The sequence below is a fragment of the Streptomyces sp. NPDC028305 genome (genome assembly GCF_055569495.1).
Window position 1 is genome coordinate 989,263 of record NZ_JBVHTN010000004.1, and the last position, 20,994, is coordinate 1,010,256.

The window sequence follows — 20,994 nt, forward strand, 5'->3', positions numbered from 1 at the left end:
TCTTTCGGCGATTCCGGTCCGTCAATCCCCGAGGAGCTTCCTGGCCTCGGCAGGGTCCATCACGTTCGACCATGCCTGTTCCGCGGGGAGCAGGTCCCGGTCGGGGAGGCGTGATTCGGGGAACCAGCCTTCGCGATCGCAGCCGGGGACGATGTCCAGCACGATGCGGACGAGGTCACCGGGGACCGAGCCGGTGATCCGTACTGCGACGTACGCCTCATGTCCTTCCTGGGCGCGGATCTGGATGCCCAGTGTGAAGGTGTCGTACGCGATGGTGTGCTCGGTGTCGTCCTGGAGTGAGGCGCTGGCGAGTTGGGGGATGGCGCTCTCCAGTCGGCGTACGAAACGGGTGCCTTCCTCCAGGCGGTAGCGCAAGTGGTCATCCCGGTCCGGGAGCAGGCCGCCGACGTACGTCTGCGTGGACAGTGGGCGGGAGTGCTGCGCGTTGTAGGCACTGCGGGCGGCCTTCGCATCGGTGGCGAGGGCTGCGTAGAAGTCGTCGGCTGAGCCGTCCTCGCGGATGCCGGCGGCCACGAGCCACGGACATGGTTCGGACTTCCAGACCGCGCCCCGCCATCGTTGGACTTTGACCTTGAACAGGACCTGGTCGTCGATGGCGCCGATGCGTTCGTGCGGTCGCTCTTCGGTGCCGTTGAAATGCTCCTGGGCTTTGTTCAGCGCAGGGTGATCGACCTCGTCCAGTGGTGTCGTGATGGGCGGGACGGGTAAGCACAGGTCCTCGGTCAGGCAGCGCAGAGTGGGGCGCGTTCGATCCACCGGGGTGTTACCTCTCCTCGCCGATCCCACCGAGCCGGTCGATGTCCTCGGCGGAGATGCCCGTCAGCAGCGCGACGCGGGACTTCGTGGTCCCGTCCAGTACGCGCATGGACTCGGCCATGCCTCGTCGGATCTCCTCGCGGCGGTGCTCTATGTACATGCGCACCGCGTCCGCCACCAGGTCTTTCTTTGTCACCCCGAGGAAGTGCGCGCCCTCGGTGATCAGCTGGTCGGTCTCGAGATCCACCTTCAGGGGAGCTGCCGTGCGTGGCTTCGATTCCGCAGACTGCGTCGTCATGTCCGAACCTCCAGTACCCCAGGGTACTCCGGTACCCGTCGGCGGCGCGGTGGCCAGGCCGCCCGGTGTCGTAGGAGGCCCGCGCCGACTTCGTGATCAGCTTTTCGGCGAGGCGCCACGGCCGGCTGCGCTGTCGCCGTGGGGCTGGTCCGCGATTCCCTGGAGAACGGAGTCGATCACGTGGGCTGCCCATTCGGCGTCCATGGGCCGACCGGCGAGGTGGTCGGCGTAGTACGCCCTCCGACAGCGCTCACCGCCTGCTCCAGATGGCGTCCTCGGGGACCTGGCCGGTACTCTGCGCGGCCCGGAGAACCTGTAGGAAGGTCTCGCGCCTGGGCAGCAGGGTCGCGCTTCTGATCGTCTCGAGGGTTCGTGGTCCGGACTCGCGAAGCCGCGGTCGGCGCGGGCAACTACCAATACGGGCTGCCCACGTGAATGCCACGAAGCTCCATGTCAGACGCCCCTCTTGAGGGGATATCCCAGGGACTTTTCAGGGACTTTCATGCCTGTCCCAGGGAGGTTCCCGGGACGTTCCGCCGAGTAAGCAGGGAAGGCCCTGACAGCGCTGAAAGAAACCAACGCGCTGGTCAGGGCCTATTTCCCTAGCACTCGATGACGTTCACCGCGAGCCCGCCCCGCGCCGTCTCCTTGTACTTGACCTTCATATCGGCGCCCGTCTCCTTCATGGTCTTGATGACCTTGTCGAGGGAGACGTGGTGCCGTCCGTCGCCGCGCAGCGCCATGCGGGCCGCCGTGACGGCCTTCACCGAGGCCATGCCGTTGCGCTCGATGCAGGGGATCTGGACGAGGCCGCCCACGGGGTCGCAGGTGAGGCCGAGGTTGTGTTCCATGCCGATCTCGGCGGCGTTCTCGACCTGCTCGGGGGTGCCGCCGAGGACCTCGGCCAGGCCGCCGGCGGCCATGGAGCAGGCGGAGCCGACCTCGCCCTGGCAGCCGACCTCGGCGCCGGAGATGGAGGCGTTCTCCTTGAAGAGCATGCCGATGGCGCCCGCGGCGAGGAGGAAGCGGACGATGCCGTCGTCGTGGGAGTCAGGGTTCGAGCCGGGGACGAAGTTGGCGTAGTAGTGGAGGACGGCGGGGATGATGCCGGCCGCGCCGTTGGTGGGGGCGGTGACCACGCGGCCGCCCGCGGCGTTCTCCTCGTTGACGGCCATGGCGTAGAGGGTCACCCACTCCATGGCGTGGGTCGCCGGGTCGCCCTCGGCGCGCAGCGCGCGGGCGGCGGTGGCGGCGCGGCGGCGGACCTTGAGGCCGCCGGGGAGGATGCCCTCGCGGGACAGGCCCCGCTCGACGCAGCTTCGCATGACGCGCCAGATCTCCAGCAGGCCCGCGCGGATCTCCGCCTCGGTGCGCCAGGCCTTCTCGTTCTCCAGCATCAGGGCGGAGATGGACAGGCCGGTCTCGCGGGACAGGCGCAGCAGCTCGTCGCCGGTGCGGAAGGGGTACTTCAGCGCGGTGTCGTCGAGCTTGATGCGGTCCGCGCCGACCGCGTCCTCGTCCACGACGAAGCCGCCGCCGACGGAGTAGTAGGTCTTCTCCAGGAGGGGTCGGCCGTCGGCGTCGTACGCGAACAGGGTCATGCCGTTGGCGTGGTACGGCAGCGAGCGGCGGCGGTGCAGCACCAGCTCGGCGGACTCGTCGAAGTCGATCTCGTGCTCGGTGCCGATCTCCGCGTCGAGCAGCCGCAGCCGCTTGGTGGTGCGGATGCGGTCCACCTCGTCGTCGGCGGTCTCGACGTCCACGGTGCGCGGGGAGTGGCCCTCCAGGCCGAGGAGGACGGCCTTGGGCGTGCCGTGGCCGTGGCCGGTGGCGCCGAGGGAGCCGAAGAGTTCGGCGCGTACGGCGACGGTGTGGGCCAGCAGGCCGTCGTTCTTCAGCCGGCGGACGAACATCCTCGCGGCGCGCATGGGGCCGACCGTGTGGGAACTGGACGGGCCGATGCCGATCGAGAAGAGGTCGAAGACGGAGATGGCCACCGGTGAACTCCTTGCGTCTGCACGGCGGGTGCGTGCGTGGTGGTGCGGGGTGTGTGGGGGCGCGGGGGTGGTGCGCCCCCACACACCTTGCGGGCCCGATTACTTCTTCAGGTCCGGGTACAGAGGGTGCTTGTCGGCGAGCGCGGTGACGCGCGCCTTCAGCCCCTCCGCGTCGTAGGACGGCTGGAGCGCCGCGGCGATGATGTCGGCGACCTCGCGGAAGTCGTCGGCGGTGAAGCCGCGGGTGGCCAGCGCCGGGGTGCCGATGCGCAGGCCGGAGGTGACCATCGGGGGGCGCGGGTCGTTCGGGATGGCGTTCCGGTTGACCGTGATGCCGATCTCGTGCAGCCGGTCCTCGGCCTGCCGGCCGTCCAGCTCCGAGTCGCGCAGGTCGACCAGGACGAGGTGGACCTCGGTGCCGCCGGACAGCACGGAGACCCCGGCCTTGGCCACGTCGGGCTGGGTGAGCCGCTCGGCCAGGAGCCGCGCGCCTTCGAGGGTGCGCTGCTGGCGCTCCTTGAACTCCTCGCCCGCCGCGATCTTGAAGGCCACGGCCTTCGCCGCGACCACATGCTCGAGCGGGCCGCCCTGCTGACCGGGGAAGACCGCGGAGTTGATCTTCTTGGCCAGCTCGGCGGTGGACAGGATCACCCCGCCGCGCGGGCCGCCGAGGGTCTTGTGGGTGGTGGTGGTCACCACATGGGCGTGCGGCACCGGGGAGGGGTGCAGTCCGGCCGCCACCAGGCCCGCGAAGTGGGCCATGTCCACCATCAGGTACGCGCCGACCTCGTCCGCGATCCGGCGGAAGGCGGCGAAGTCCAGCTGGCGCGGGTACGCGGACCAGCCCGCGATCACCAGCTTGGGGCGGTGCTCCTTGGCCAGCCGCTCGACCTCGTCCATGTCGACCAGGCCGGTCTCGGCGTCCACGTGGTAGGGCACCACGTTGTAGAGCTTGCCGGAGAAGTTGATCTTCATCCCGTGGGTGAGGTGACCACCGTGCGCCAGGTTCAGGCCCAGGATGGTGTCACCGGGGGAGAGCAGTGCGAACATCGCGGCCGCGTTGGCCTGCGCGCCGGAGTGCGGCTGCACGTTGGCGTGCTCGGCGCCGAACAGCGCCTTGACGCGGTCGATGGCGATCTGCTCGACCACGTCGACGTGCTCACAGCCGCCGTAGTAGCGGCGGCCCGGGTAGCCCTCGGCGTACTTGTTGGTCAGGACCGAGCCCTGGGCCTCCATGACCGCGACCGGAGCGAAGTTCTCCGAGGCGATCATCTCCAGGGTGGACTGCTGGCGGTGGAGTTCGGCGTCGACCGCGGCGGCTACGTCCGGGTCGAGCTCGTGCAGGGAGCTGTTGAGAAGCGACATCAGGGTCCCGATCGAAGGAGGGGGTCAGTTTTCGGTGAAGGAGGAGTAAGCGTCGGCGGAGAGCAGCTCGTCCGGCTCGTCCGTCACCTTCACCTTGAACAGCCAGCCGCCCTCGAAGGGGGCGGAATTCACCAGCGCCGGGTCGTTCACCACGTCCTCGTTGACCTCGGTGACCTCGCCGGAGACCGGCGCGTAGAGATCGCTGACGGATTTCGTGGACTCCAGCTCGCCGCAGGTCTCGCCCGCGGTGACCGTCGTGCCGACCTCAGGGAGCTGGACGAAGACGACGTCGCCGAGCGAGTTGGCCGCGAACTCGGTGATGCCGACCGTCGACACACCGTCCGCGTCGGCGGCCGACAGCCACTCGTGCTCCTTGCTGTAACGCAGCTGCTGGGGGTTGTTCATAGTCCGATTCTCCTGGATACGGGGGAGTGCTTGGGAAACGGGTCTTGCCTGGTGGGACAGGCGGTAGGAGCGGCGGCGGCCGCGACGGGCGCTCAGCGCCGCTTGTAGAAGGGGAGGGCCACGACCTCGTACGGCTCATGGGTGCCCCGGATGTCCACCGACACCCCCGCCGTGCCCGGCGCGGCGTGCCCGGCGTCCACATACGCCATCGCGATCGGCTTCCCGAGGGTGGGCGAGGGCGCGCCCGAGGTGACCTCGCCGATCACCGTGCCGTCCGCGCCGACGACCGCGTACCCCGCGCGCGGGACCCGGCGGCCCGCCGCGACCAGGCCGACCAGCGCCCGCGGCGGGGCGGTCTCGGCCTGCCGCGCCGCCGTCTCCAGGGCCGCGCGCCCGGTGAAGTCACCGGGCTTGCCGAACTTCACCACCCGGCCGAGCCCCGCGTCGAACGGCGTGGTCCCGCGGGTCAGCTCATGCCCGTACAGCGGCATCCCGGCCTCCAGGCGCAGCGTGTCCCGGCAGGAAAGACCGCACGGGATCAGCCCGGCCGGGGCGCCCGCCTCGGTCAGCGCCTGCCACAGCCGCTCGGCGTCCTTCGGCGAGACGAACAGCTCGAAGCCGTCCTCGCCGGTGTAGCCGGTGCGGGCGATCAGCGCCGGGACGCCCGCGACCGTGCCCGGCAGGCCCGCGTAGTACTTGAGGCCGTCCAGGTCGGCGTCGGTCAGGCCGCTCAGGATCGTGGCCGAGGCCGGCCCCTGGACGGCGATCAGCGCATAGGCGTCACGGTCGTCCCGCACGGCCGCGTCCAGGCCCGCGGCGCGCTCGGTCAGCGCGTCCAGCACCACCTGGGCGTTCGAGGCGTTGGCGACCACCAGGAACTCCTGGTCACCGAGGCGGTAGACGATCAGGTCGTCCAGGATGCCGCCCTCGGCGTCGCAGATCATGGTGTAGCGGGCCCGGCCGATGGCGAGCGCCGACAGATGGCCCACCAGCGCCCGGTCCAGGGCGGCGGCGGCCTGTGGCCCGGTGAGTGTGATCTCGCCCATATGGGAGAGGTCGAAGAGTCCGGCGCGGGTGCGCACCGCGGTGTGCTCGTCGCGCTCGCTTCCGTAGCGCAGCGGCATCTCCCAGCCGGCGAAGTCGGTCATGGTGGCGCCGAGCGCGCGGTGCGTCGCGTCCAGCGCGGTACGGCGGGGGCCGGACGAGGCGGACGGGGGAGACGAGGGGGACGGGGCGTCGGTCATGGGGCTGGCTCCAGGGCGGGACGGCGACGAGGACGACGAGGACGAGTCCTCCCCATCTGTCATCGGAACCTGAGAGGTTCGCCGTGACCCCTTCTCCCGGCCGGCGTCGGAGACGTCGTCGCGGAGAGCGGTCCGGCTTGCACCGTGGGTGGAGCCACGCCAGCGGCTCGCTTTTCAGATCTGCCTCGCCCGCGCGGTATCGGGGCCTGAGAGATTCAAGGGAGGACTTGCTCCTTCGGCGCCCCGGACGGCCGGCACTGCTGCCGGTGGCCGAGGACTCTCCCGCGCGGATTCAAGCGGCCGGTATGGAGTTGCGCGCAACATCATCGCACGTACGCCCGAGAAGGGAAGACCCGCTCGCCCCGCGCCGCCGCTCACCCCGATTCACAAGGCATGAAAGTCCGGCCCACAGGAAGACCACCTTGAAGGACATTACCTTTTCTTGACACTCTTCGGTGACGAGCCGCAGTGACCGACCTAGGAGGACGATCACGGTGCAGGGGCAGGGTACGTACGGGACGACATGTGGGCCCCTGCCGGTGACGCAGGGCGCGGCGCCAACCGGGGGCGTGATCAGACCGGGGCGCCGGGCGGCGGTGCACGACCTGCGCGGCGGCGGCAGCGACGGCGACGGCGGCGGCGGTGACGGCGACGGCGGCGGCGCGGCCGGGCCCGGGCCCGGACCCGGCCGCGGGTCCAGACCCGGACTCGGCGCGCGCGAGCTGCGCTACCGCACCGGGGACATGGTGGTCGCCTCCGGCCTGCCCGGCAGCGGCAAGAGCACCATGATCGGCCAGGCCGTGCCCGGCCTCGACCAGTCCGGCGGCCCGGTGCTGCGGGTGGACTCACAGGACGCCCGCGAGCGCTGGGAGCGGCGGCTGCCCCGCTGGCTGCCGTACGCCCTCTACCGCCCGCTGGTGCGCTGCGCCCACTACGCCGGGCTGCGCCGGGCGCTGCGCTCGGGCGCCAGCGTCGTGGTGCACGACTGCGGCACCCTCTCCTGGGTGCGCCGCTGGCTGGCCCGCGACGCCCGGCGCACCGGCCGCCGGCTGCACATGGTGCTGCTGGACGTGGATGCCGCGGTGGCCCTGGAGGGGCAGGCCGCGCGCGGCCGTGCGGTCTCTCGCTACGCCTTCGGACGGCACCGCCGCGCGGTGGGCCGGCTGGTCGTCGCCGCCGAGGGCGGGCGGCCGCCCGAAGGCTGCGCGTCGGTGGCGGTGCTGGACCGCACGGCCGCGAGCGCACTGCGCCGGATCGGCTTCGAGTGACGCGCGGCGGGGCAGGGGGAGACGGCCTTCATCAACCCTGGTCGGAGGCTGCGTCCACCGGGCGCGGCAGCGGCATGGGGGCGACGGCGTCGTCGGTCGCCTCGGCGGCGGACAGCGGGGTGGCGGCGGTGGTGAAGGGCTTCGGCGCGGCGGGCTTCGCCGCGGGCTTCTGACCGGGCCTCATGGCGCCGGGCTGGTTGGCGTTCTGGTTCGGGGCGCTGGGCTTCGCGCTCGGCTTCTGGGCACCGGGCTTCTGGGCACCCTGCTGGTCCTGGGCGCCCGGCTTCTCGGTGCCCGGCTTCTCGGCGGCTCCCGGCTTCTCGGTACCGGGCTTCTCCGCGGCGCCGGGCTTCTCGGTACCGGGCTTCTCCGGGTTCGGCTTCGGGGCGGGCGTCCGGGCGGCGAGGGCGGACGCCTCCACGGCGACGGTCGACGCCTCGTCCGGGAGCGGCAGCATCGGGGGCGTCATCGGGAGGTCCATCCCGGGGAGCGGGCCGATGAGGGCGTTGAGCAGCTCCAGGATGGCGTCGCCGATACGGGGGAGCGCCGCGGCGGCCGCGTCCGCGTCGCCCGCGGCGACGGCGTCCAGCAGGTCGTCGATCGCCCGCTGGAGCTCGTCCAGCGGGTCCGTCGAGACGTCCGTCGGCATGGTCTGGGCGTACGGCGGGGTCGCGGTCTCTCCCTGCCCGGCGGCCTGGGGCGGCTTCATGCCCTGGTTGTTCTGGTTGCCCTGGTCGGCGGCCTGCGGCGGCACGGTGACCTGGCCCTGGCCCTGGCCCGCGTTCTGCCCCTGGCCCTGCTGCTGCCCCTGGCCCTGGTCCTGTCCCTGCTCCTGCCCGGGCGGCGTGTCGTCGCGGCGCTCCCGGCCCTGCGTGGTGGCGTTCGGGCCCTGGGCCGCCTCGGCGGACTTGCGGGCGGTCTTCACCGCGCTGTCGATCGCCGTCGCGTGCTTGACCAGCTCGGCCTCGGAGAGCATCCCGCCGGGGGCCTCCTCCACCGCCATGGCCAGGTCGGCGACCCGATCGAGGAGGACGCGCAGATCGCGCATCGCCTGGGTCTGGGCCGCGGTCAGCGGCTCCTTGGCGAGCGCCGTGGGGGCGGGGGCCTTGGCGCCGGCCGTGCCCCCGTTTCCGCCGACCGTGGCGGCGGACAGACCGGCGGTGCCGAACAGCAGGGAGCCGGCCATGACAGAGGTGACGAGGACTTCGGCCTTGCGAGACGCGCGGATCATGAGACCTTCCTTCGCTGTGGTGACGTATGGGCGTACTCGGCACCACGGTGCGAGGGGCGCAAACCGAGCGCAACTTGACGATTACGTTCAGAAATGGTCAAAAGACTGTCAAAAGCTGTCCGGGATCGGGCGTTGCCTCCCCTTCGGCCTGGGGATTTGCTGTGGAGATCACCGGCCGCCGATGCCGCAAGTCCATACAGCCGTTAGGGTTCCTGTGCAGGTCGGACGAGATGGCGGTTGAGGCGGAAATGAGCATCCCGGAGCAGCACGGTCCAGCACCGGCTCACGGAGGGTTCCCTGACGGTGCGTTCCCTGCGTTTTCCGAGGCTCCCGGGTTCCCGGGCAACGAGCTCGAGGAAGTGCTCGCGGCCTCGGTCGACGTCCCCGGCGCCGGCGCCCGGATCGTCGAGACCCTGGCCCGCAGCCACGTCTGGGTCCCGCTGCCCAACGGCGGCGGCCCGGACAACAGTGACCTGGACCTGCCCACCATGGAGATCGAAGGCGCCGCGTATGTGCCGGTGTTCAGCTCCGAGCAGCAGTTCCTTCAGGTCGTCGGCGCCCATATGACGTTCACCGTCGCCCCGGCCGTCGAGTTCGCCCGCGGCCTGCCGCCCCAGCTCGGCATCGCCGTGAACCCCGGCGGCGCCGTCGGCGTTCCGCTTCCGCCGCCCGCCGTGGCCGAGCTGTGCCGCACCGGGCGCTCCGAGCTGGACGGCCCGGTCACCGGCGGCCGGGTGCGCCTGTTCGAGCCGGACTGGCAGGAGGAGCCGGTCGACTTCCTGGCGGCCGCCGGGCTCGAGTTCGGCAAGGTGGCCGGGTTGCGGTCCGCCCGGCGCGCCCTGGCCAGCGTCGAGGGGGAGCCGCCCGCGCTGTTCGTCGGCGTCGAGCTGGACCTCCCCGGCCCGGAGGGCCAGGCCGGCGCGGTGGACGCGCTCGGACGGGCGCTCGGCACGGTGCCGCTGCCGTGGACGGTTCAGCTGGTTCTGCTGGACATCGCGCAGGATCCGGTGGCCGATTGGATGCGCGAGCGGGTGCGACCGTTCTACGACCGTGACCGCTGAGTCGCCCAGGAGACCACTGTAGGGGCCCGTAAGCTGGTTGGATGACCGGTGGCGGGGCGCGTCCGTGCGCCCTTGGTAGCGGTGTGGACAGGCCGAGAGAGGGGCGGACCCAGGTGAGCGCGGGAGGCGGCCACGTCGAGCGGATGCTTCAGCAGGTCGCTCCGGGACGGTATGACGCCTATGAGTCGCTGCTGTACGCCCTCGCCGAAGGCCAGGTGTGGATGCTGCTGTGGCAGGGCGCGCCCGGCTCGCCCGACGCGCAGTACGGCAACATGGACGTGGGCGGGCTCGGCTACGCCCCCTGTGTGACCTCCGCTCAGGAGCTCGCCGCCAGCGGCTGGAGCCGCGCCCACGAGGTGGTGAGCGGGCGCCAGATCGCGGCATCCCTCTTCCCCGACCGGTACGGCCTGTGGCTCAATCCGCACGCCCCCGGCGGCGGCGTCGGCATCCCCTGGCTCGATCTGCGCAGAATCGCCTGCGGCCTGGACCGGCTGCCCGCGGGGCCGCTGCGGCTCAGCGAGCCCTCCCTCGAACTCCCGCAGTTCTACGCCCTGTTGGGACAGAACGCGCATCGCACGCCCGCGGTGCGGTCGCTGCGCCGCGCCTGGGTGCAGCCCGCGCTCGGCGCGCCGTATCTGGCCATCGGGCTGGATCTGTACGACGGCGGCGCCGCGGCCGTGGAGTCGGCCCGGGTGATGATGCGCCAGTCGGTGGGCGCGGTGCCCGAGGGGTTGCCGGTGTCCACCGTCGCGATGTCCGACGAGTACGACCCGGTGGCGATGTGGATGCGGGCCAGCGCGCGTCCGTTCTTCGACCGGGACGCGTTCGGGTCGGCCCAGCCCGCCCCCGCCCATGGCTACGGATACCCGCCGCCGCACGGCGGCCAGCGGTCGGGGCCCGCGCCGAGCGCCTGGTAACCGCCTTGTTCGGCGCGCCCCGGGACGTCCGCGCGCGCTCACGCGCTGCGCTCCGCGCCCCTTCGCGCCCTAACACTCCCGTTTGACAGTCCTGTTAACGGGACATTCCGCACCGCTCAGCGGAGTTGTGTTCCGGATAACGGAACACTCCTCACCACATCACGGTTAGGCATCCATTGCCGTGATGGGCTGGCGGGTGATCACAAGCGCGATGAAGACTCCCGCAACAGGAGGTGTCCGTACCTGTGGGTAGCGTGTGCCTCTCCTCCATAAAACTTCCGCACCACGAGCACAACTTTCACCTGCGTTTGTGAACCACGCCGCTACAGCGGCAGGTCGTGGGCCGGTCACCACCGGTCGAGAGGGGTCCCCACCACCATGACGGCACCATTGCACAGCACAGGCACGGATGCGGAGCCGGACGCATCCGTCGATGTCGCAGCGGATGTAGTCAAGGCCTCGGTCGAAGGGCGGTCGCTGCGTCAGATCGCCTGGACGCGCCTCAAGCGGGACAAGCTCGCGCTGGCCGGTGGGGCCGTGGTCGTCTTCCTGGTGCTGGTGGCCATCTTCGCGCCGCTGATCGTGAGCCTGCTGGGGCACCCGCCCAACGAGTTCCACCAGGAGGAGATCGACCCGCTGTTCGGCACCCCGAAGGGTTCGATGGGCGGCATCAGCTCCGACTTTATCTTCGGCGTCGAACCGTCGAACGGCCGCGACGTGTTCAGCCGGATCGTCTACGGCGCGCGGATCTCGCTGCTGGTGGCCTTCCTCGCGGCGGTCGTCGCCGTGGTGCTGGGGACCGTCTTCGGCATCATCGCGGGGTATTTCGGCGGCTGGATTGACACCGTTATCAGCCGCGTGATGGACATGCTGCTGGCCTTCCCGCAGCTGCTGTTCATCATCTCCCTGGTCTCCGTGCTCCCGAACGAACTGCTGGGGCTGACCGGCAGCGGGGTGCGCATCGCCATCCTGGTCTCGGTGATCGGCTTCTTCGGCTGGCCGTACGTCGGCCGCATCGTGCGCGGCCAGACGCTGTCGCTGCGCGAGAAGGAGTACGTCGAGGCGGCGCGCAGCCTGGGCGCGGGCCGGCGCTACATCCTCTTCCGGGAGCTGCTGCCCAACCTGGTCGCGCCCATCACCGTCTACGCCACGCTGATGATCCCCACCAACATCCTCACCGAGGCGGCGCTCAGCTTCCTGGGCGCGGGCGTGAGGCCGCCCACCGCCTCCTGGGGTCAGATGCTCTCCAAGGCCGTCGGCACCTATCAGGACGACCCCATGTTCATGATCATCCCGGGTCTGGCGATCTTCATCACCGTGCTGGCGTTCAACCTCTTCGGTGACGGCGTCCGCGACGCCCTCGACCCGAAGGGGACGCGTTGACGGCGACCCGCGCGGCCGCGGCCCAGCCGCACCGATACGAATCTGCCCCTGCCGCACCTGTCAGGCGGCGGTCACCCGAAGGTTCCCCGGCGCCATGCCAAGGACCCATATCCCGGAGGTTGCAAGAAACAATGAAACCCCTACGTTCGTCGAGAAGTAGGCGGATCGCCGGTGCGGCGCTCACCGTCGGTGCCCTGATGGCCACCGCGGCGTGCGGCGGCGGCTCCAAAGACGACAAGGGCGAGGGCGCCGGTTTCAACGCCGCGGTGACGGGCATCGCCAGCAAGTCGACCAAGACGGGCGGCACGCTCAAGTTCGTCAACAAGCAGGACTTCGACTCGCTCGACCCGCAGCGCCAGTACTACGGCTTCGCCTGGGACTTCTCGCGGTTCTACACGCGACAACTGATCACCTACGCGCCCAAGCCGGGCAAGGAGAGCAACACCCTCGTCCCCGACCTGGCCACCTCCAACGCCAAGATCACCGACGACGGCAAGACCTACACCTACACCCTGCGCGACGGGATCACCTGGGAGGACGGCTCGCCGATCACCGCCCAGGACGTCAAGTACGGCATCGAGCGCATCTGGGCCAAGGACGTCATCTCCGGCGGCCCGGCCTATCTGCGCCAGGTCCTGGACCCGAAGGGCGAGTACAAAGGCCCGTACAAGGACACCTCCAAGGACAAGCTGGGCCTGAAGGCGATCGAGACGCCGGACGCGAAGACCATCATCTTCCGTCTGCCCAAGCCCAACGGTGACTTCGAGCAGATGCTGGCCATGCCCACCGGTTCCCCGGTGAAGGCCGACAAGGACACCGCCGCCAAGTACACCAACCAGCCCTTCTCCTCCGGCCCGTACAAGGTCGAGTCGTACAAGCCGGGCAAGGGCGCGGTGCTGGTCCGCAACGACAAGTGGAAGAAGTCCTCCGACCCGATCCGCCCGGCCCTGCCGGACAAGATCACGGTGGACTTCAACTCCAACCTGGACGCCATCGACCAGCGGCTGATCAAGGGCGACTACGACGTCTTCCTCAGCGCCACCGGCATGAGCCAGGCTGGCCGCAGCGAAGCGATCAAGCAGCACAAGGGCAACGTCGACAACATCCCGACGAGCTTCGTCCGCTACGTCGACTTCGCCACCAAGGTCAAGCCGTTCGACAACGTCCACTGCCGCAAGGCGGTCTTCTACGCCACCGACTTCGAGGCGCTTCAGACCACCCGCGGTGGCCCGCAGGCCGCCGGTGACATCGCCACCACCATGCTCCCCAAGAGCATCGCGGGCGCGGACGACTACGATCCGTACGGCGTCCTCGAGCGCAAGGGCGCGCCGGACGCGGCCAAGGCCAAGGACGAGCTGAAGCAGTGCGGTAAGCCGGGCGGCTTCAAGACCAACATCGTCGCCCGTACGGACCAGCCGAACGAGGTCGAGGCCGCCGAGACGCTTCAGGAGTCGCTGGCCAAGGTCGGCATCGACATCGAGGTCAACAACATCGACGGCGCCTCCTCGGCGAGCATCACCGGCTCCCCCGAGGTGATGAAGAAGCGCGGCTACGGTCTGTCCATGACGGGCTGGGGCCCCGACTTCCCGACCGGCCAGGGCTTCGAGCAGCCGCTGATCGACGGCCGCTTCATCCAGCAGACCGGTAACTACAACGTCTCCGAGACCAACGACCCGAAGATCAACGGGTACTTCGACGAGGCGCTGAAGGAGACCGACCCGGCCGCGGCGGGCGAGATCTACAAGAAGATCAACCACGCCATCGCCGACAAGGCCGTGCAGATGCCCTTCCTCTACGAGAAGAACATCACCTGGCGCAGCTCGCGGCTGACGAACGCCTTCTCGTCGGGGGCCTACAACGGCCGTTACGACTACTCCCAGCTCGGCGTCGTCAAGTGATGGTTCGCCAAGCGACCGTCACACCCCACCATCGCCGATCTCGATAGGCCCGAAGGGCAGGTGATGGCCGCGGGCGGTGGTCCGGGCGCTCCCCGATCGGGGGCCCCGGACCGCCGCCGGGCCGCGCACAGTGCTTGCTTATGTCATCCGGCGCTTGTTCGCCGTCATCATGATGCTGTTGGTCGTCACGCTCACGACCTTCGCCATCTTCTTCATGATCCCGAAGTGGGCCGGTTCCGATCCCGCGCTCCTCTTCGTCGGCAAACAGTCCGACCCGGAGGCCATCGAGGGCATCAGACAGAAGCTGAGCCTCGACGATCCGCTGCTGGTGCAGTTCTGGCACTTTGTCGAGGGTCTGTTCGCCGGCCGTGACTACGCCAACGGCAACGACGTCACCCACTGCCCCGCGCCCTGCTTCGGCTACTCCTTCCGCACCGAGCAGGCGGTGTGGCCGCAGCTGACCGACGCCATGCCGGTCACCCTCTCGCTCGCCGCGGGCGCCTGTGTGCTGTGGCTGGTCGGCGGTGTCGCCGCCGGTGTCGTCTCCGCGCTGCGCCGGGGCACCCTGTGGGACCGCGCCGCGATGGGCGTCGCCCTCGCCGGTGTCTCGCTGCCCATCTACTTCACCGGTCTGCTCTCCCTGGCCATCTTCAGCTACCAACTGAACTGGATCGACGCGGACTACACGAGCATCAGCGACGACCCGGCCATGTGGTTCCAGAGCCTGATCCTCCCCTGGATCACGCTGGCCTTCCTCTACGCCGCGACCTACGCCCGGCTCACCCGCGCCACCATGCTGGAGATCATGGGCGAGGACTACATCCGCACGGCCCGCGCCAAGGGCCTGCGGGAGCGGGTCGTGATCGGACGGCACGCCATGCGCTCCACCTGGACCCCGATCCTCACCCTGCTCGGCCTGGACCTCGGCGCCCTGCTGGGCGGCGCGGTGCTGACCGAGACCACGTACAACCTGCCGGGCCTCGGCCGGCTCGCGGTGACCGCGATCAGCAACAAGGACCTTCCGGTCATCCTCGGCGTCACCTTGATGGCGGCCCTGTTCATCGTGGTGGCCAACCTCATCGTGGACCTCCTGTACGCCGTCGTCGACCCGCGAGTGAGGCTCGGATGACCGAAATCGAGAAGTCCGAGAAGCCTGAGACGCCTGAGACGCCCGGCGGCGAGCTGCCGGCCACCGGCACCGCGCTCGGGGAGGTGGCCGCGGCCGGTTCCCCCGCCCCCACCGCCTTCCTGGAGGTGCGTGACCTCCAGGTGCACTTCCCGACGGACGACGGCCTGGTCAAGTCCGTGGACGGGCTCAGCTTCCGGCTGGAGAAGGGCAAGACGCTCGGCATCGTCGGCGAGTCCGGCTCCGGCAAGTCCGTCACCTCGCTGGGCATCATGGGCCTGCACACCGCCGGGCAGTACGGCCGGCGCAAGGCGCGGATCTCCGGCGAGATCTGGCTGAACGGGCGGGAGCTGCTGGGCGCCGACCCGGACGAGGTGCGCAAGCTCCGCGGCCGCGACATGGCGATGATCTTCCAGGATCCGCTGTCCGCGCTGCACCCCTACTACACCATCGGCCGTCAGATCGCCGAGGCGTACCGGGTCCACAACGAGGTCTCCAAGGACGTGGCCCGCAAGCGCGCCATCGAGCTCCTGGACCGCGTCGGCATCCCCCAGCCGGACAAGCGGGTGGACAGCTACCCGCACGAGTTCTCCGGCGGTATGCGGCAGCGCGCGATGATCGCGATGGCGCTGGTCAACAACCCCGAGCTGCTGATCGCCGACGAGCCGACCACCGCCCTGGACGTCACCGTGCAGGCGCAGATCCTCGACCTCATCCGGGATCTCCAGAAGGAGTTCGGCTCCGCCGTCATCATCATCACCCACGACCTGGGCGTCGTCGCCGAGCTCGCCGACGACCTGCTGGTGATGTACGGCGGCCGCTGCATCGAGCGCGGCCCGGCCGAGAAGGTCTTCTACGAGCCCCAGCACCCCTACACCTGGGGCCTGCTCGGCTCGATGCCGCGCATCGACCGCGACCAGACCGAGCGCCTCATCCCGGTCAAGGGCTCCCCGCCCAGCCTGATCAATGTGCCGTCCGGCTGCGCCTTCCACCCGCGCTGCCCGTACGCCGATGTGCCCAAGGACAACATCACGCGCACGGAGCGGCCGGATCTGCGTGAGCTGCGCGGGAAGGATGCGGACGGCGGGCACTTCTCCGCGTGCCATATGACGCAGGAGGAGCGCACGCGGATCTGGACCGAAGAGATTGCGCCGAAGCTGTGACGGACACGAAGGATCCGAAGATGACGGTCCCGGAGCAGGCGACCACGACCCCCGAACCCCTGCTCAAGGTGTCCGGCCTGGTCAAGCATTTCCCCATCAAGAAGGGGCTGTTGCAGCGACAGGCCGGCGCGGTGCAGGCGGTGGACGGCCTGGACTTCGACGTACGGCCCGGGGAGACCCTGGGCGTGGTGGGCGAGTCGGGCTGCGGCAAGTCCACCATGGGACGGCTGATCACCCGGCTGCTGGAACCCACCCGTGGGAAGATCGAGTTCGAGGGCAAGGACATCACACATCTCGGCACCGCCGGGATGCGGCCGATGCGCCGCGATGTGCAGATGATCTTCCAGGACCCGTACTCCTCGCTGAACCCCCGGCACACGATCGGCACCATCGTCAGTGCGCCCTTCCGGCTCCAGGGAGTCAAACCCGAGGGCGGCGTCAAGGCGGAGGTGCAGCGGCTGCTGTCGGTGGTCGGCCTCAACCCCGAGCACTACAACCGCTACCCGCACGAGTTCTCCGGCGGCCAGCGCCAGCGCATCGGCATCGCCCGGGCGCTCGCGCTCAAGCCCAAGCTGGTCGTCGCCGACGAGCCGGTCTCGGCGCTGGACGTCTCGATCCAGGCTCAGGTGGTCAACCTGCTGGACGACCTCCAGGAGGAGCTCGGCCTCACGTATGTGATCATCGCGCACGACCTGTCCGTCATCCGGCATGTCTCGGACCGGATCGCGGTGATGTACCTCGGCAAGATCGTCGAGCTGGCGGACCGCAAGGACCTGTACGAGCGCCCCATGCACCCGTACACCAAGGCGCTGCTCTCGGCCGTGCCGGTGCCGGACCCCAGGCGGCGCGCCAAGCGCGAGCGGATCCTGCTCAAGGGCGATGTGCCCTCGCCGATCTCGCCGCCGTCCGGCTGCCGGTTCCACACCCGGTGCTGGAAGGCGACCGAGGTGTGCAAGCAGCAGGAGCCGCCGCTGATCGCGCTGGCGACCGGCCACCAGGTGGCCTGCCACCACCCGGAATCCGTATCCGAGCCCGAGGCGGCCGCGAAGACGGAGCAGAAGCCGGAGAACAAGGTGGAGAAGAAGCCGGAGTAACCGGGGCGGCGGGGCCGCCGGGGTGGCCGGGGGCGGCCCGAGAAAAGGGGATGCCCGACAGATGAGTAAAAATGTCGGGTGTTCATCGATCTGTTCAGCCCGTCCGTCCAGCACTCGCTCGACCTCGCCGGAATCTTCGTCTTCGCGATATCCGGCGCCCTGCTCGCCGTGCGCAAGAACTTCGACGTCGTCGGCATGGCGGTGCTCGCCGAGGTCACCGCGCTGGGCGGCGGGGTGTTCCGGGACCTGGTCATCGGCGCCGTGCCGCCGGCCGCCTTCACCGACCTCGGCTACTTCCTCACCCCGCTCGTCGCCACCGTCATCGTGATCTTTCTGCACCCCGAGGTGGAGCGGATCACGGTGGCGGTGGGCGTCTTCGACGCGGCCGGGCTCGGGCTGTTCTGCGTCACCGGCACCATGAAGGCGTACGACCACGGGCTCGGCCTCACCTTCTGCGCCGTCCTCGGCATGACCACGGCGATCGGCGGCGGGGTGCTGCGCGACCTCCTCGCCCACGAGGTGCCCTCGGTGCTGCGCTGGGACCGCGACCTGTACGCGGTCCCGGCCATCGTGGGCGCGACGATCGCGGCGCTGCTCATCCACTTCGACGCGCTCACGGGCGCCACCAGCGCACTCGCGGCCGCCGTGGCGTTCGCGGTCCGGCTGCTGGCGATGCGGTTCGGATGGCGCGCGCCGCGCGCGTGGAACCGGCGCAGCACGGCGGTCGAGGAGGTCTGAGCGGGGCGTCTTCCCGCCCCGGAGCACCATCGTGGTTGGATGGCGAGGGGCGGGTCTGATGGTGGAAACCGGGAGAAATGCCGTGAAGGACACGCTGAGCTCGACCGAGGGCGGCCGTTCCGCCCTGCGCCTGGAGCGGCGGATCGCCCATCCGCCGGAGGAGGTCTGGCGGGCCCTGACCGAGCCCGCCCTGATGGCCCACTGGTTCCCCGCCGAGGTCAGGCTGGATGCACAGGTCGGCGGGCGGGTGGACTTCGTCTTCCCCGGGCATGACGTACCGGACACCCACGGCGCCGTCACGGAGCTCGACCCGCCGCGCGTCTTCGCCTTCACCTGGGGCGAGGACCTGCTCCGCTGGGAGCTGCGGCCCGAGGGCGACGGCTGTGCGCTGACCCTCACCCACACCTTCCGTGACCGCTTCGGCGCGGCCAGCTTCGCCTCCGGCTGGCACACCTGCGTCTCGGCGCTTGCCACCCTGCTGGAGGGCGGGGAGGCGGGGATCGCCGGGGACACGGCCGAGCTGCACGAGCGCTATGTCGAGGCGTTCGGGCTGGCCGAGGGGGTCGTGGAGATCACCGAGGACGGCTGGCGGCTGCGGTTCGAGCGGCAGCTGGTCCGCCCGGCCGAGACGGTGTGGCAGGCGCTGACCGGCCCCTCCGGCGCCGAGGAGCCCGTGGAGGGCGGCGCGGTGCCGATCGGCTTCCGGACGGACGCGGTCCCGCCCGGCCCGGTCGTGGACGTGGCCGCGCCCCGCGAGCTGACCTACGACTGGTTGCGCGGCGGCCGGCCTGGTCCGCTGGCGGCTGACCGACGGCACCGGCCACGGCGCCCGCCTGATCCTCACCCAGACCGGCCCGGCCGAGGCCACCGAGGAGCGGGACGCGGCGTCGGCGGAGTGGCGCAAGCACATCACGCTGCTGGCGACGAAGCTGCTGCACATGCGGGGCTGAGCCGGGGAGCGCCAGGGCCCTCGCTCAGCTCTAGCGGTTGGTGGCGGGGACGGGCAGCAGGCCGCGCTCGGCGAAGACCTTCTTGGCGACCAAGGTGGCGTTGAGCGCCTTGGGTATGCCGCAGTAGACCGCCGAGTGCAGCAGCGCCTCGGTGATCTCGGTCGGGGTGAGCCCCACGTTCAGGGAGGCGTTGATGTGCACCTCCAGCTGCGGCTCGCAGCCGCCGAGGCCGGTGAGGATGCCGAGGGTGACCAGCTGCCGGTCCCGCGGGGCCAGCTCCGGGCGGGCGTACATGTCGCCGAAGGCCCAGGCCGCGACCTGGTGGCCCAGCTCGGGGGAGATGTCGGCCAGCGACTCCACCACCCGTTGCCCCACCTCGCCGTCGATCCGGCTCAGCACCTCCATGCCGTACTCGTACCGCTCCCGCTTGATCTTGTCGTTCGCGTTGCTCATGTCGAAGACCGTAGGAGTTGGAGCGCACTCCAAGGCAAGCGGTCCGGGTGTGGCGTGCGCTCCCTGTGCGCCCCGTACGCGCCCCCGGTCAGGCTCGTAGAATCGGGTCCACCATGGTTTACCTCGACCACGCCGCCACCACCCCGATGCTTCCGGAGGCGGTGCAGGCGATGACCGCCCAGCTCGCCGTCACCGGCAACGCCTCCTCACTGCACGCCGCCGGCCGCCGGGCGCGCCGTACCGTCGAGGAGTCCCGCGAATCGCTCGCGGCCTCGCTGGGCGCGCGCCCGAGCGAAGTCGTCTTCACCTCGGGCGGGACCGAGGCCGACAACCTCGCGGTGAAGGGACTGTACTGGTCCCGCAGGGACGCCGACCCCGCCCGCTCCCGACTGCTCGCCAGCCCCGTCGAGCACCACGCCGTCCTCGACGCCGTCGACTGGCTCGCCGAGCACGAGGGCGCGCGGGTCGAGTGGCTGCCCGTCGACGCGTACGGGCGGGTGCACCCCGACGCGCTGCGGGAGGCGATCGCCCGCGACCCCTCGGACGTCGCCCTCGCGACCGTGATGTGGGCCAACAACGAGATCGGCACGGTCATGCCGGTGCCGGAACTGGCCGCCGTGGCGGGTGAGTTCGGCATCCCGCTGCACGCCGACGCGGTCCAGGCCTTCGGCCAGCTCGACCTCGACTTCGCCGCCTCGGGCCTGGCCGCGATGACGGTCAGCGGCCACAAGATAGGCGGGCCGTACGGCATCGGCGCGCTGCTGCTGGGCCGCGAGTGGACCCCGGCGCCGCTGCTGCACGGCGGCGGCCAGGAGCGCCAGGTGCGCTCCGGCACGCTCGACACCCCGGCCGTCGCGGCCTTCGCGGTCGCGGCCGCCCACGCCGCCGCGCACCGCGAGGAGTTCGCCCGCGAGATCGGCGCGCTGCGCGACGTGCTGATCGGCGCCGTCCAGGCCGCCGTCCCCGACGCGATCCTGGGCGGCGACCCGGAGCCGGCCGGCCGCCTCCCGGCCAACGCGCACTTCTCCTTCCCCGGCTGCGAGGGCGACTCGCTGCTGCTGTTGCTGGACGCGCGGGGCATCGAGTGCTCGACCGGCTCGGCCTGCACCGCGGGCGTCGCCCAGCCCAGCCATGTCGTCCTGGCCACCGGCACGGACCCCGACCTGGCGCGCGGCACGCTGCGCTTCTCGCTCGGCCACACCTCCACCAAGGCGGATGTGGAGGCGGTGGCGGACGCGATCGGCCCGGTGGTGGAGCGGGCGCGCGGCGCGGGCCTGAGCTAGGAACCGGATGTCGTAGCAGGCCGCGACCTCGAAGGACGACCAGGGGTACAAGGCCGCCTCGGTTATCCGGATACGCCGGGAAGAGGGAACTCCGGCCCCGGTGAACATCTCGACCTTCGTCACCGGCGGCGAGGACCAAAACCCCACGGTGGCGACCGTGGACGTCTCCAAGGACTCCGTATGGCATGAAGTGCGCAGCCCCTGGAATCGCGCTTCCGCCGTCTATAACGCGTACGGCTCCTACTTCGCTCCCGGGATGAAAGACGCGAACGGCCGGCCGGTGACGACGCCGCGCGAGCTGGATTTCATGCACAACGGGCACATCTGGCTCCCGTAAACCGCG

At 70.5% G+C, this 20,994-nt stretch carries 20 protein-coding genes and 1 riboswitch; of the genes, 12 read left to right on the forward strand and 8 right to left on the reverse strand.

Going from position 1 to position 20,994, the window contains the following annotated elements; all coding sequences use genetic code 11:
• Nucleotides 1–21: 21 nt before the first annotated feature.
• From ACZ4WQ_RS20615 to gcvT, 6 genes are all read right to left on the reverse strand, one after another.
• Entirely contained in the window at nucleotides 22–777 is a 756-nt protein-coding gene (locus tag ACZ4WQ_RS20615) for a hypothetical protein (protein WP_398371704.1), read from the reverse strand.
• 7 nt (nucleotides 778–784) lie between these two features.
• A complete protein-coding gene (locus ACZ4WQ_RS20620; protein WP_385344326.1) occupies nucleotides 785–1,075 on the reverse strand; it encodes a hypothetical protein in 291 nt (96 codons plus the stop codon).
• A gap of 602 nt (nucleotides 1,076–1,677) precedes the next feature.
• Nucleotides 1,678–3,072, reverse strand: coding sequence for an L-serine ammonia-lyase (locus ACZ4WQ_RS20625; protein WP_398371707.1), 1,395 nt, complete (start codon nucleotides 3,070–3,072; stop codon nucleotides 1,678–1,680).
• A 99-nt stretch (nucleotides 3,073–3,171) separates the two neighbouring features.
• Nucleotides 3,172–4,437, reverse strand: coding sequence for a serine hydroxymethyltransferase (gene glyA, locus ACZ4WQ_RS20630; RefSeq protein ID WP_311730340.1), 1,266 nt, complete (start codon nucleotides 4,435–4,437; stop codon nucleotides 3,172–3,174).
• 24 nt (nucleotides 4,438–4,461) lie between these two features.
• On the reverse strand, nucleotides 4,462–4,842 hold the full coding sequence (gene gcvH / locus ACZ4WQ_RS20635; RefSeq protein ID WP_311730339.1) for a glycine cleavage system protein GcvH: 381 nt from the start codon (nucleotides 4,840–4,842) through the stop codon (nucleotides 4,462–4,464).
• A 92-nt stretch (nucleotides 4,843–4,934) separates the two neighbouring features.
• Nucleotides 4,935–6,086, reverse strand: a complete 1,152-nt coding sequence (gcvT, locus tag ACZ4WQ_RS20640; protein WP_311730338.1) for a glycine cleavage system aminomethyltransferase GcvT — start codon at nucleotides 6,084–6,086, stop codon at nucleotides 4,935–4,937.
• Nucleotides 6,087–6,270: 184 nt separating this feature from the next.
• Nucleotides 6,271–6,381, reverse strand: a riboswitch (glycine riboswitch).
• A 193-nt stretch (nucleotides 6,382–6,574) separates the two neighbouring features.
• Here gcvT and ACZ4WQ_RS20645 point away from each other — a divergent pair.
• Entirely contained in the window at nucleotides 6,575–7,354 is a 780-nt protein-coding gene (locus ACZ4WQ_RS20645; RefSeq protein ID WP_398371854.1) for an AAA family ATPase, read from the forward strand.
• 31 nt (nucleotides 7,355–7,385) lie between these two features.
• Here the strand turns inward: ACZ4WQ_RS20645 and ACZ4WQ_RS20650 are convergent, their stop codons facing one another.
• The gene (locus ACZ4WQ_RS20650) at nucleotides 7,386–8,585 is read right to left on the reverse strand and encodes a hypothetical protein (protein WP_398371710.1); all 1,200 of its coding nucleotides are present in this window, start codon (nucleotides 8,583–8,585) and stop codon (nucleotides 7,386–7,388) included.
• Between the two features lie 248 nt (nucleotides 8,586–8,833).
• Between ACZ4WQ_RS20650 and ACZ4WQ_RS20655 the strand changes: the two genes are divergently transcribed.
• The 9 genes from ACZ4WQ_RS20655 (at nucleotide 8,834) to ACZ4WQ_RS20695 (ending at nucleotide 19,019) form a co-directional block, all read left to right on the forward strand.
• Nucleotides 8,834–9,646 carry an enhanced serine sensitivity protein SseB gene (locus ACZ4WQ_RS20655; protein ID WP_311730335.1) on the forward strand — a complete coding sequence of 271 codons (813 nt, stop codon included), beginning with the start codon at nucleotides 8,834–8,836 and terminating at the stop codon, nucleotides 9,644–9,646.
• Nucleotides 9,647–9,789: 143 nt separating this feature from the next.
• On the forward strand, nucleotides 9,790–10,563 hold the full coding sequence (locus tag ACZ4WQ_RS20660; protein ID WP_398371856.1) for an enhanced serine sensitivity protein SseB C-terminal domain-containing protein: 774 nt from the start codon (nucleotides 9,790–9,792) through the stop codon (nucleotides 10,561–10,563).
• Nucleotides 10,564–10,941: 378 nt separating this feature from the next.
• The gene (locus ACZ4WQ_RS20665; protein WP_398371713.1) at nucleotides 10,942–11,946 is read left to right on the forward strand and encodes an ABC transporter permease; all 1,005 of its coding nucleotides are present in this window, start codon (nucleotides 10,942–10,944) and stop codon (nucleotides 11,944–11,946) included.
• Nucleotides 11,947–12,077: 131 nt separating this feature from the next.
• A complete protein-coding gene (locus ACZ4WQ_RS20670) occupies nucleotides 12,078–13,844 on the forward strand; it encodes an ABC transporter substrate-binding protein (RefSeq protein WP_361189659.1) in 1,767 nt (588 codons plus the stop codon).
• Nucleotides 13,845–13,998: 154 nt separating this feature from the next.
• Nucleotides 13,999–14,973, forward strand: a complete 975-nt coding sequence (locus tag ACZ4WQ_RS20675) for an ABC transporter permease (protein ID WP_311730332.1) — start codon at nucleotides 13,999–14,001, stop codon at nucleotides 14,971–14,973.
• Nucleotides 14,970–16,133 (forward strand): ABC transporter ATP-binding protein, encoded by a 1,164-nt coding sequence (locus ACZ4WQ_RS20680; protein ID WP_398371716.1) that lies wholly within the window; start codon nucleotides 14,970–14,972, stop codon nucleotides 16,131–16,133. Before ACZ4WQ_RS20675 ends, ACZ4WQ_RS20680 begins: the two co-directional genes overlap by 4 nt.
• Before the next feature lie 20 nt (nucleotides 16,134–16,153).
• Nucleotides 16,154–17,227: an ABC transporter ATP-binding protein gene (locus tag ACZ4WQ_RS20685; protein ID WP_361189662.1), complete on the forward strand. Its 1,074-nt coding sequence runs from the start codon at nucleotides 16,154–16,156 to the stop codon at nucleotides 17,225–17,227.
• 78 nt (nucleotides 17,228–17,305) lie between these two features.
• Nucleotides 17,306–17,965, forward strand: coding sequence for a trimeric intracellular cation channel family protein (locus ACZ4WQ_RS20690; protein WP_311730329.1), 660 nt, complete (start codon nucleotides 17,306–17,308; stop codon nucleotides 17,963–17,965).
• Between the two features lie 82 nt (nucleotides 17,966–18,047).
• Nucleotides 18,048–19,019: an SRPBCC family protein gene (locus ACZ4WQ_RS20695; protein WP_468022330.1), complete on the forward strand. Its 972-nt coding sequence runs from the start codon at nucleotides 18,048–18,050 to the stop codon at nucleotides 19,017–19,019.
• On the opposite strand, the gene ACZ4WQ_RS20700 is transcribed toward ACZ4WQ_RS20695, so the two are convergent.
• On the reverse strand, nucleotides 18,946–19,368 hold the full coding sequence (locus ACZ4WQ_RS20700; RefSeq protein ID WP_398371721.1) for a carboxymuconolactone decarboxylase family protein: 423 nt from the start codon (nucleotides 19,366–19,368) through the stop codon (nucleotides 18,946–18,948). The two genes, ACZ4WQ_RS20695 and ACZ4WQ_RS20700, sit on opposite strands and share 74 nt — an antisense overlap.
• A 113-nt stretch (nucleotides 19,369–19,481) precedes the next feature.
• Between ACZ4WQ_RS20700 and ACZ4WQ_RS20705 the strand changes: the two genes are divergently transcribed.
• Both ACZ4WQ_RS20705 and ACZ4WQ_RS20710 read left to right on the forward strand, forming a co-directional pair.
• The gene (locus tag ACZ4WQ_RS20705; protein WP_398371723.1) at nucleotides 19,482–20,651 is read left to right on the forward strand and encodes a cysteine desulfurase family protein; all 1,170 of its coding nucleotides are present in this window, start codon (nucleotides 19,482–19,484) and stop codon (nucleotides 20,649–20,651) included.
• A 100-nt stretch (nucleotides 20,652–20,751) separates the two neighbouring features.
• Nucleotides 20,752–20,988, forward strand: coding sequence for a hypothetical protein (locus ACZ4WQ_RS20710; protein ID WP_385344359.1), 237 nt, complete (start codon nucleotides 20,752–20,754; stop codon nucleotides 20,986–20,988).
• The last annotated feature ends 6 nt before the right edge of the window (nucleotides 20,989–20,994 follow it).

Bases quoted from the DNA above. Each gene is read 5' to 3' on its own strand.
- ACZ4WQ_RS20620 (WP_385344326.1), bottom strand. From the start codon at position 1,075: ATGACGACGCAGTCTGCGGAATCGAAGCCACGCACGGCAGCTCCCCTG.
- glyA (WP_311730340.1), bottom strand. From the start codon at position 4,437: ATGTCGCTTCTCAACAGCTCCCTGCACGAGCTCGACCCGGACGTAGCC.
- gcvH (WP_311730339.1), bottom strand. From the start codon at position 4,842: ATGAACAACCCCCAGCAGCTGCGTTACAGCAAGGAGCACGAGTGGCTG.
- gcvT (WP_311730338.1), bottom strand. From the start codon at position 6,086: ATGACCGACGCCCCGTCCCCCTCGTCTCCCCCGTCCGCCTCGTCCGGC.
- ACZ4WQ_RS20650 (WP_398371710.1), bottom strand. From the start codon at position 8,585: ATGATCCGCGCGTCTCGCAAGGCCGAAGTCCTCGTCACCTCTGTCATG.
- ACZ4WQ_RS20655 (WP_311730335.1), top strand. From the start codon at position 8,834: ATGAGCATCCCGGAGCAGCACGGTCCAGCACCGGCTCACGGAGGGTTC.
- ACZ4WQ_RS20660 (WP_398371856.1), top strand. From the start codon at position 9,790: ATGCTTCAGCAGGTCGCTCCGGGACGGTATGACGCCTATGAGTCGCTG.
- ACZ4WQ_RS20665 (WP_398371713.1), top strand. From the start codon at position 10,942: ATGACGGCACCATTGCACAGCACAGGCACGGATGCGGAGCCGGACGCA.
- ACZ4WQ_RS20670 (WP_361189659.1), top strand. From the start codon at position 12,078: ATGAAACCCCTACGTTCGTCGAGAAGTAGGCGGATCGCCGGTGCGGCG.
- ACZ4WQ_RS20680 (WP_398371716.1), top strand. From the start codon at position 14,970: ATGACCGAAATCGAGAAGTCCGAGAAGCCTGAGACGCCTGAGACGCCC.
- ACZ4WQ_RS20685 (WP_361189662.1), top strand. From the start codon at position 16,154: ATGACGGTCCCGGAGCAGGCGACCACGACCCCCGAACCCCTGCTCAAG.
- ACZ4WQ_RS20700 (WP_398371721.1), bottom strand. From the start codon at position 19,368: ATGAGCAACGCGAACGACAAGATCAAGCGGGAGCGGTACGAGTACGGC.
- ACZ4WQ_RS20705 (WP_398371723.1), top strand. From the start codon at position 19,482: ATGGTTTACCTCGACCACGCCGCCACCACCCCGATGCTTCCGGAGGCG.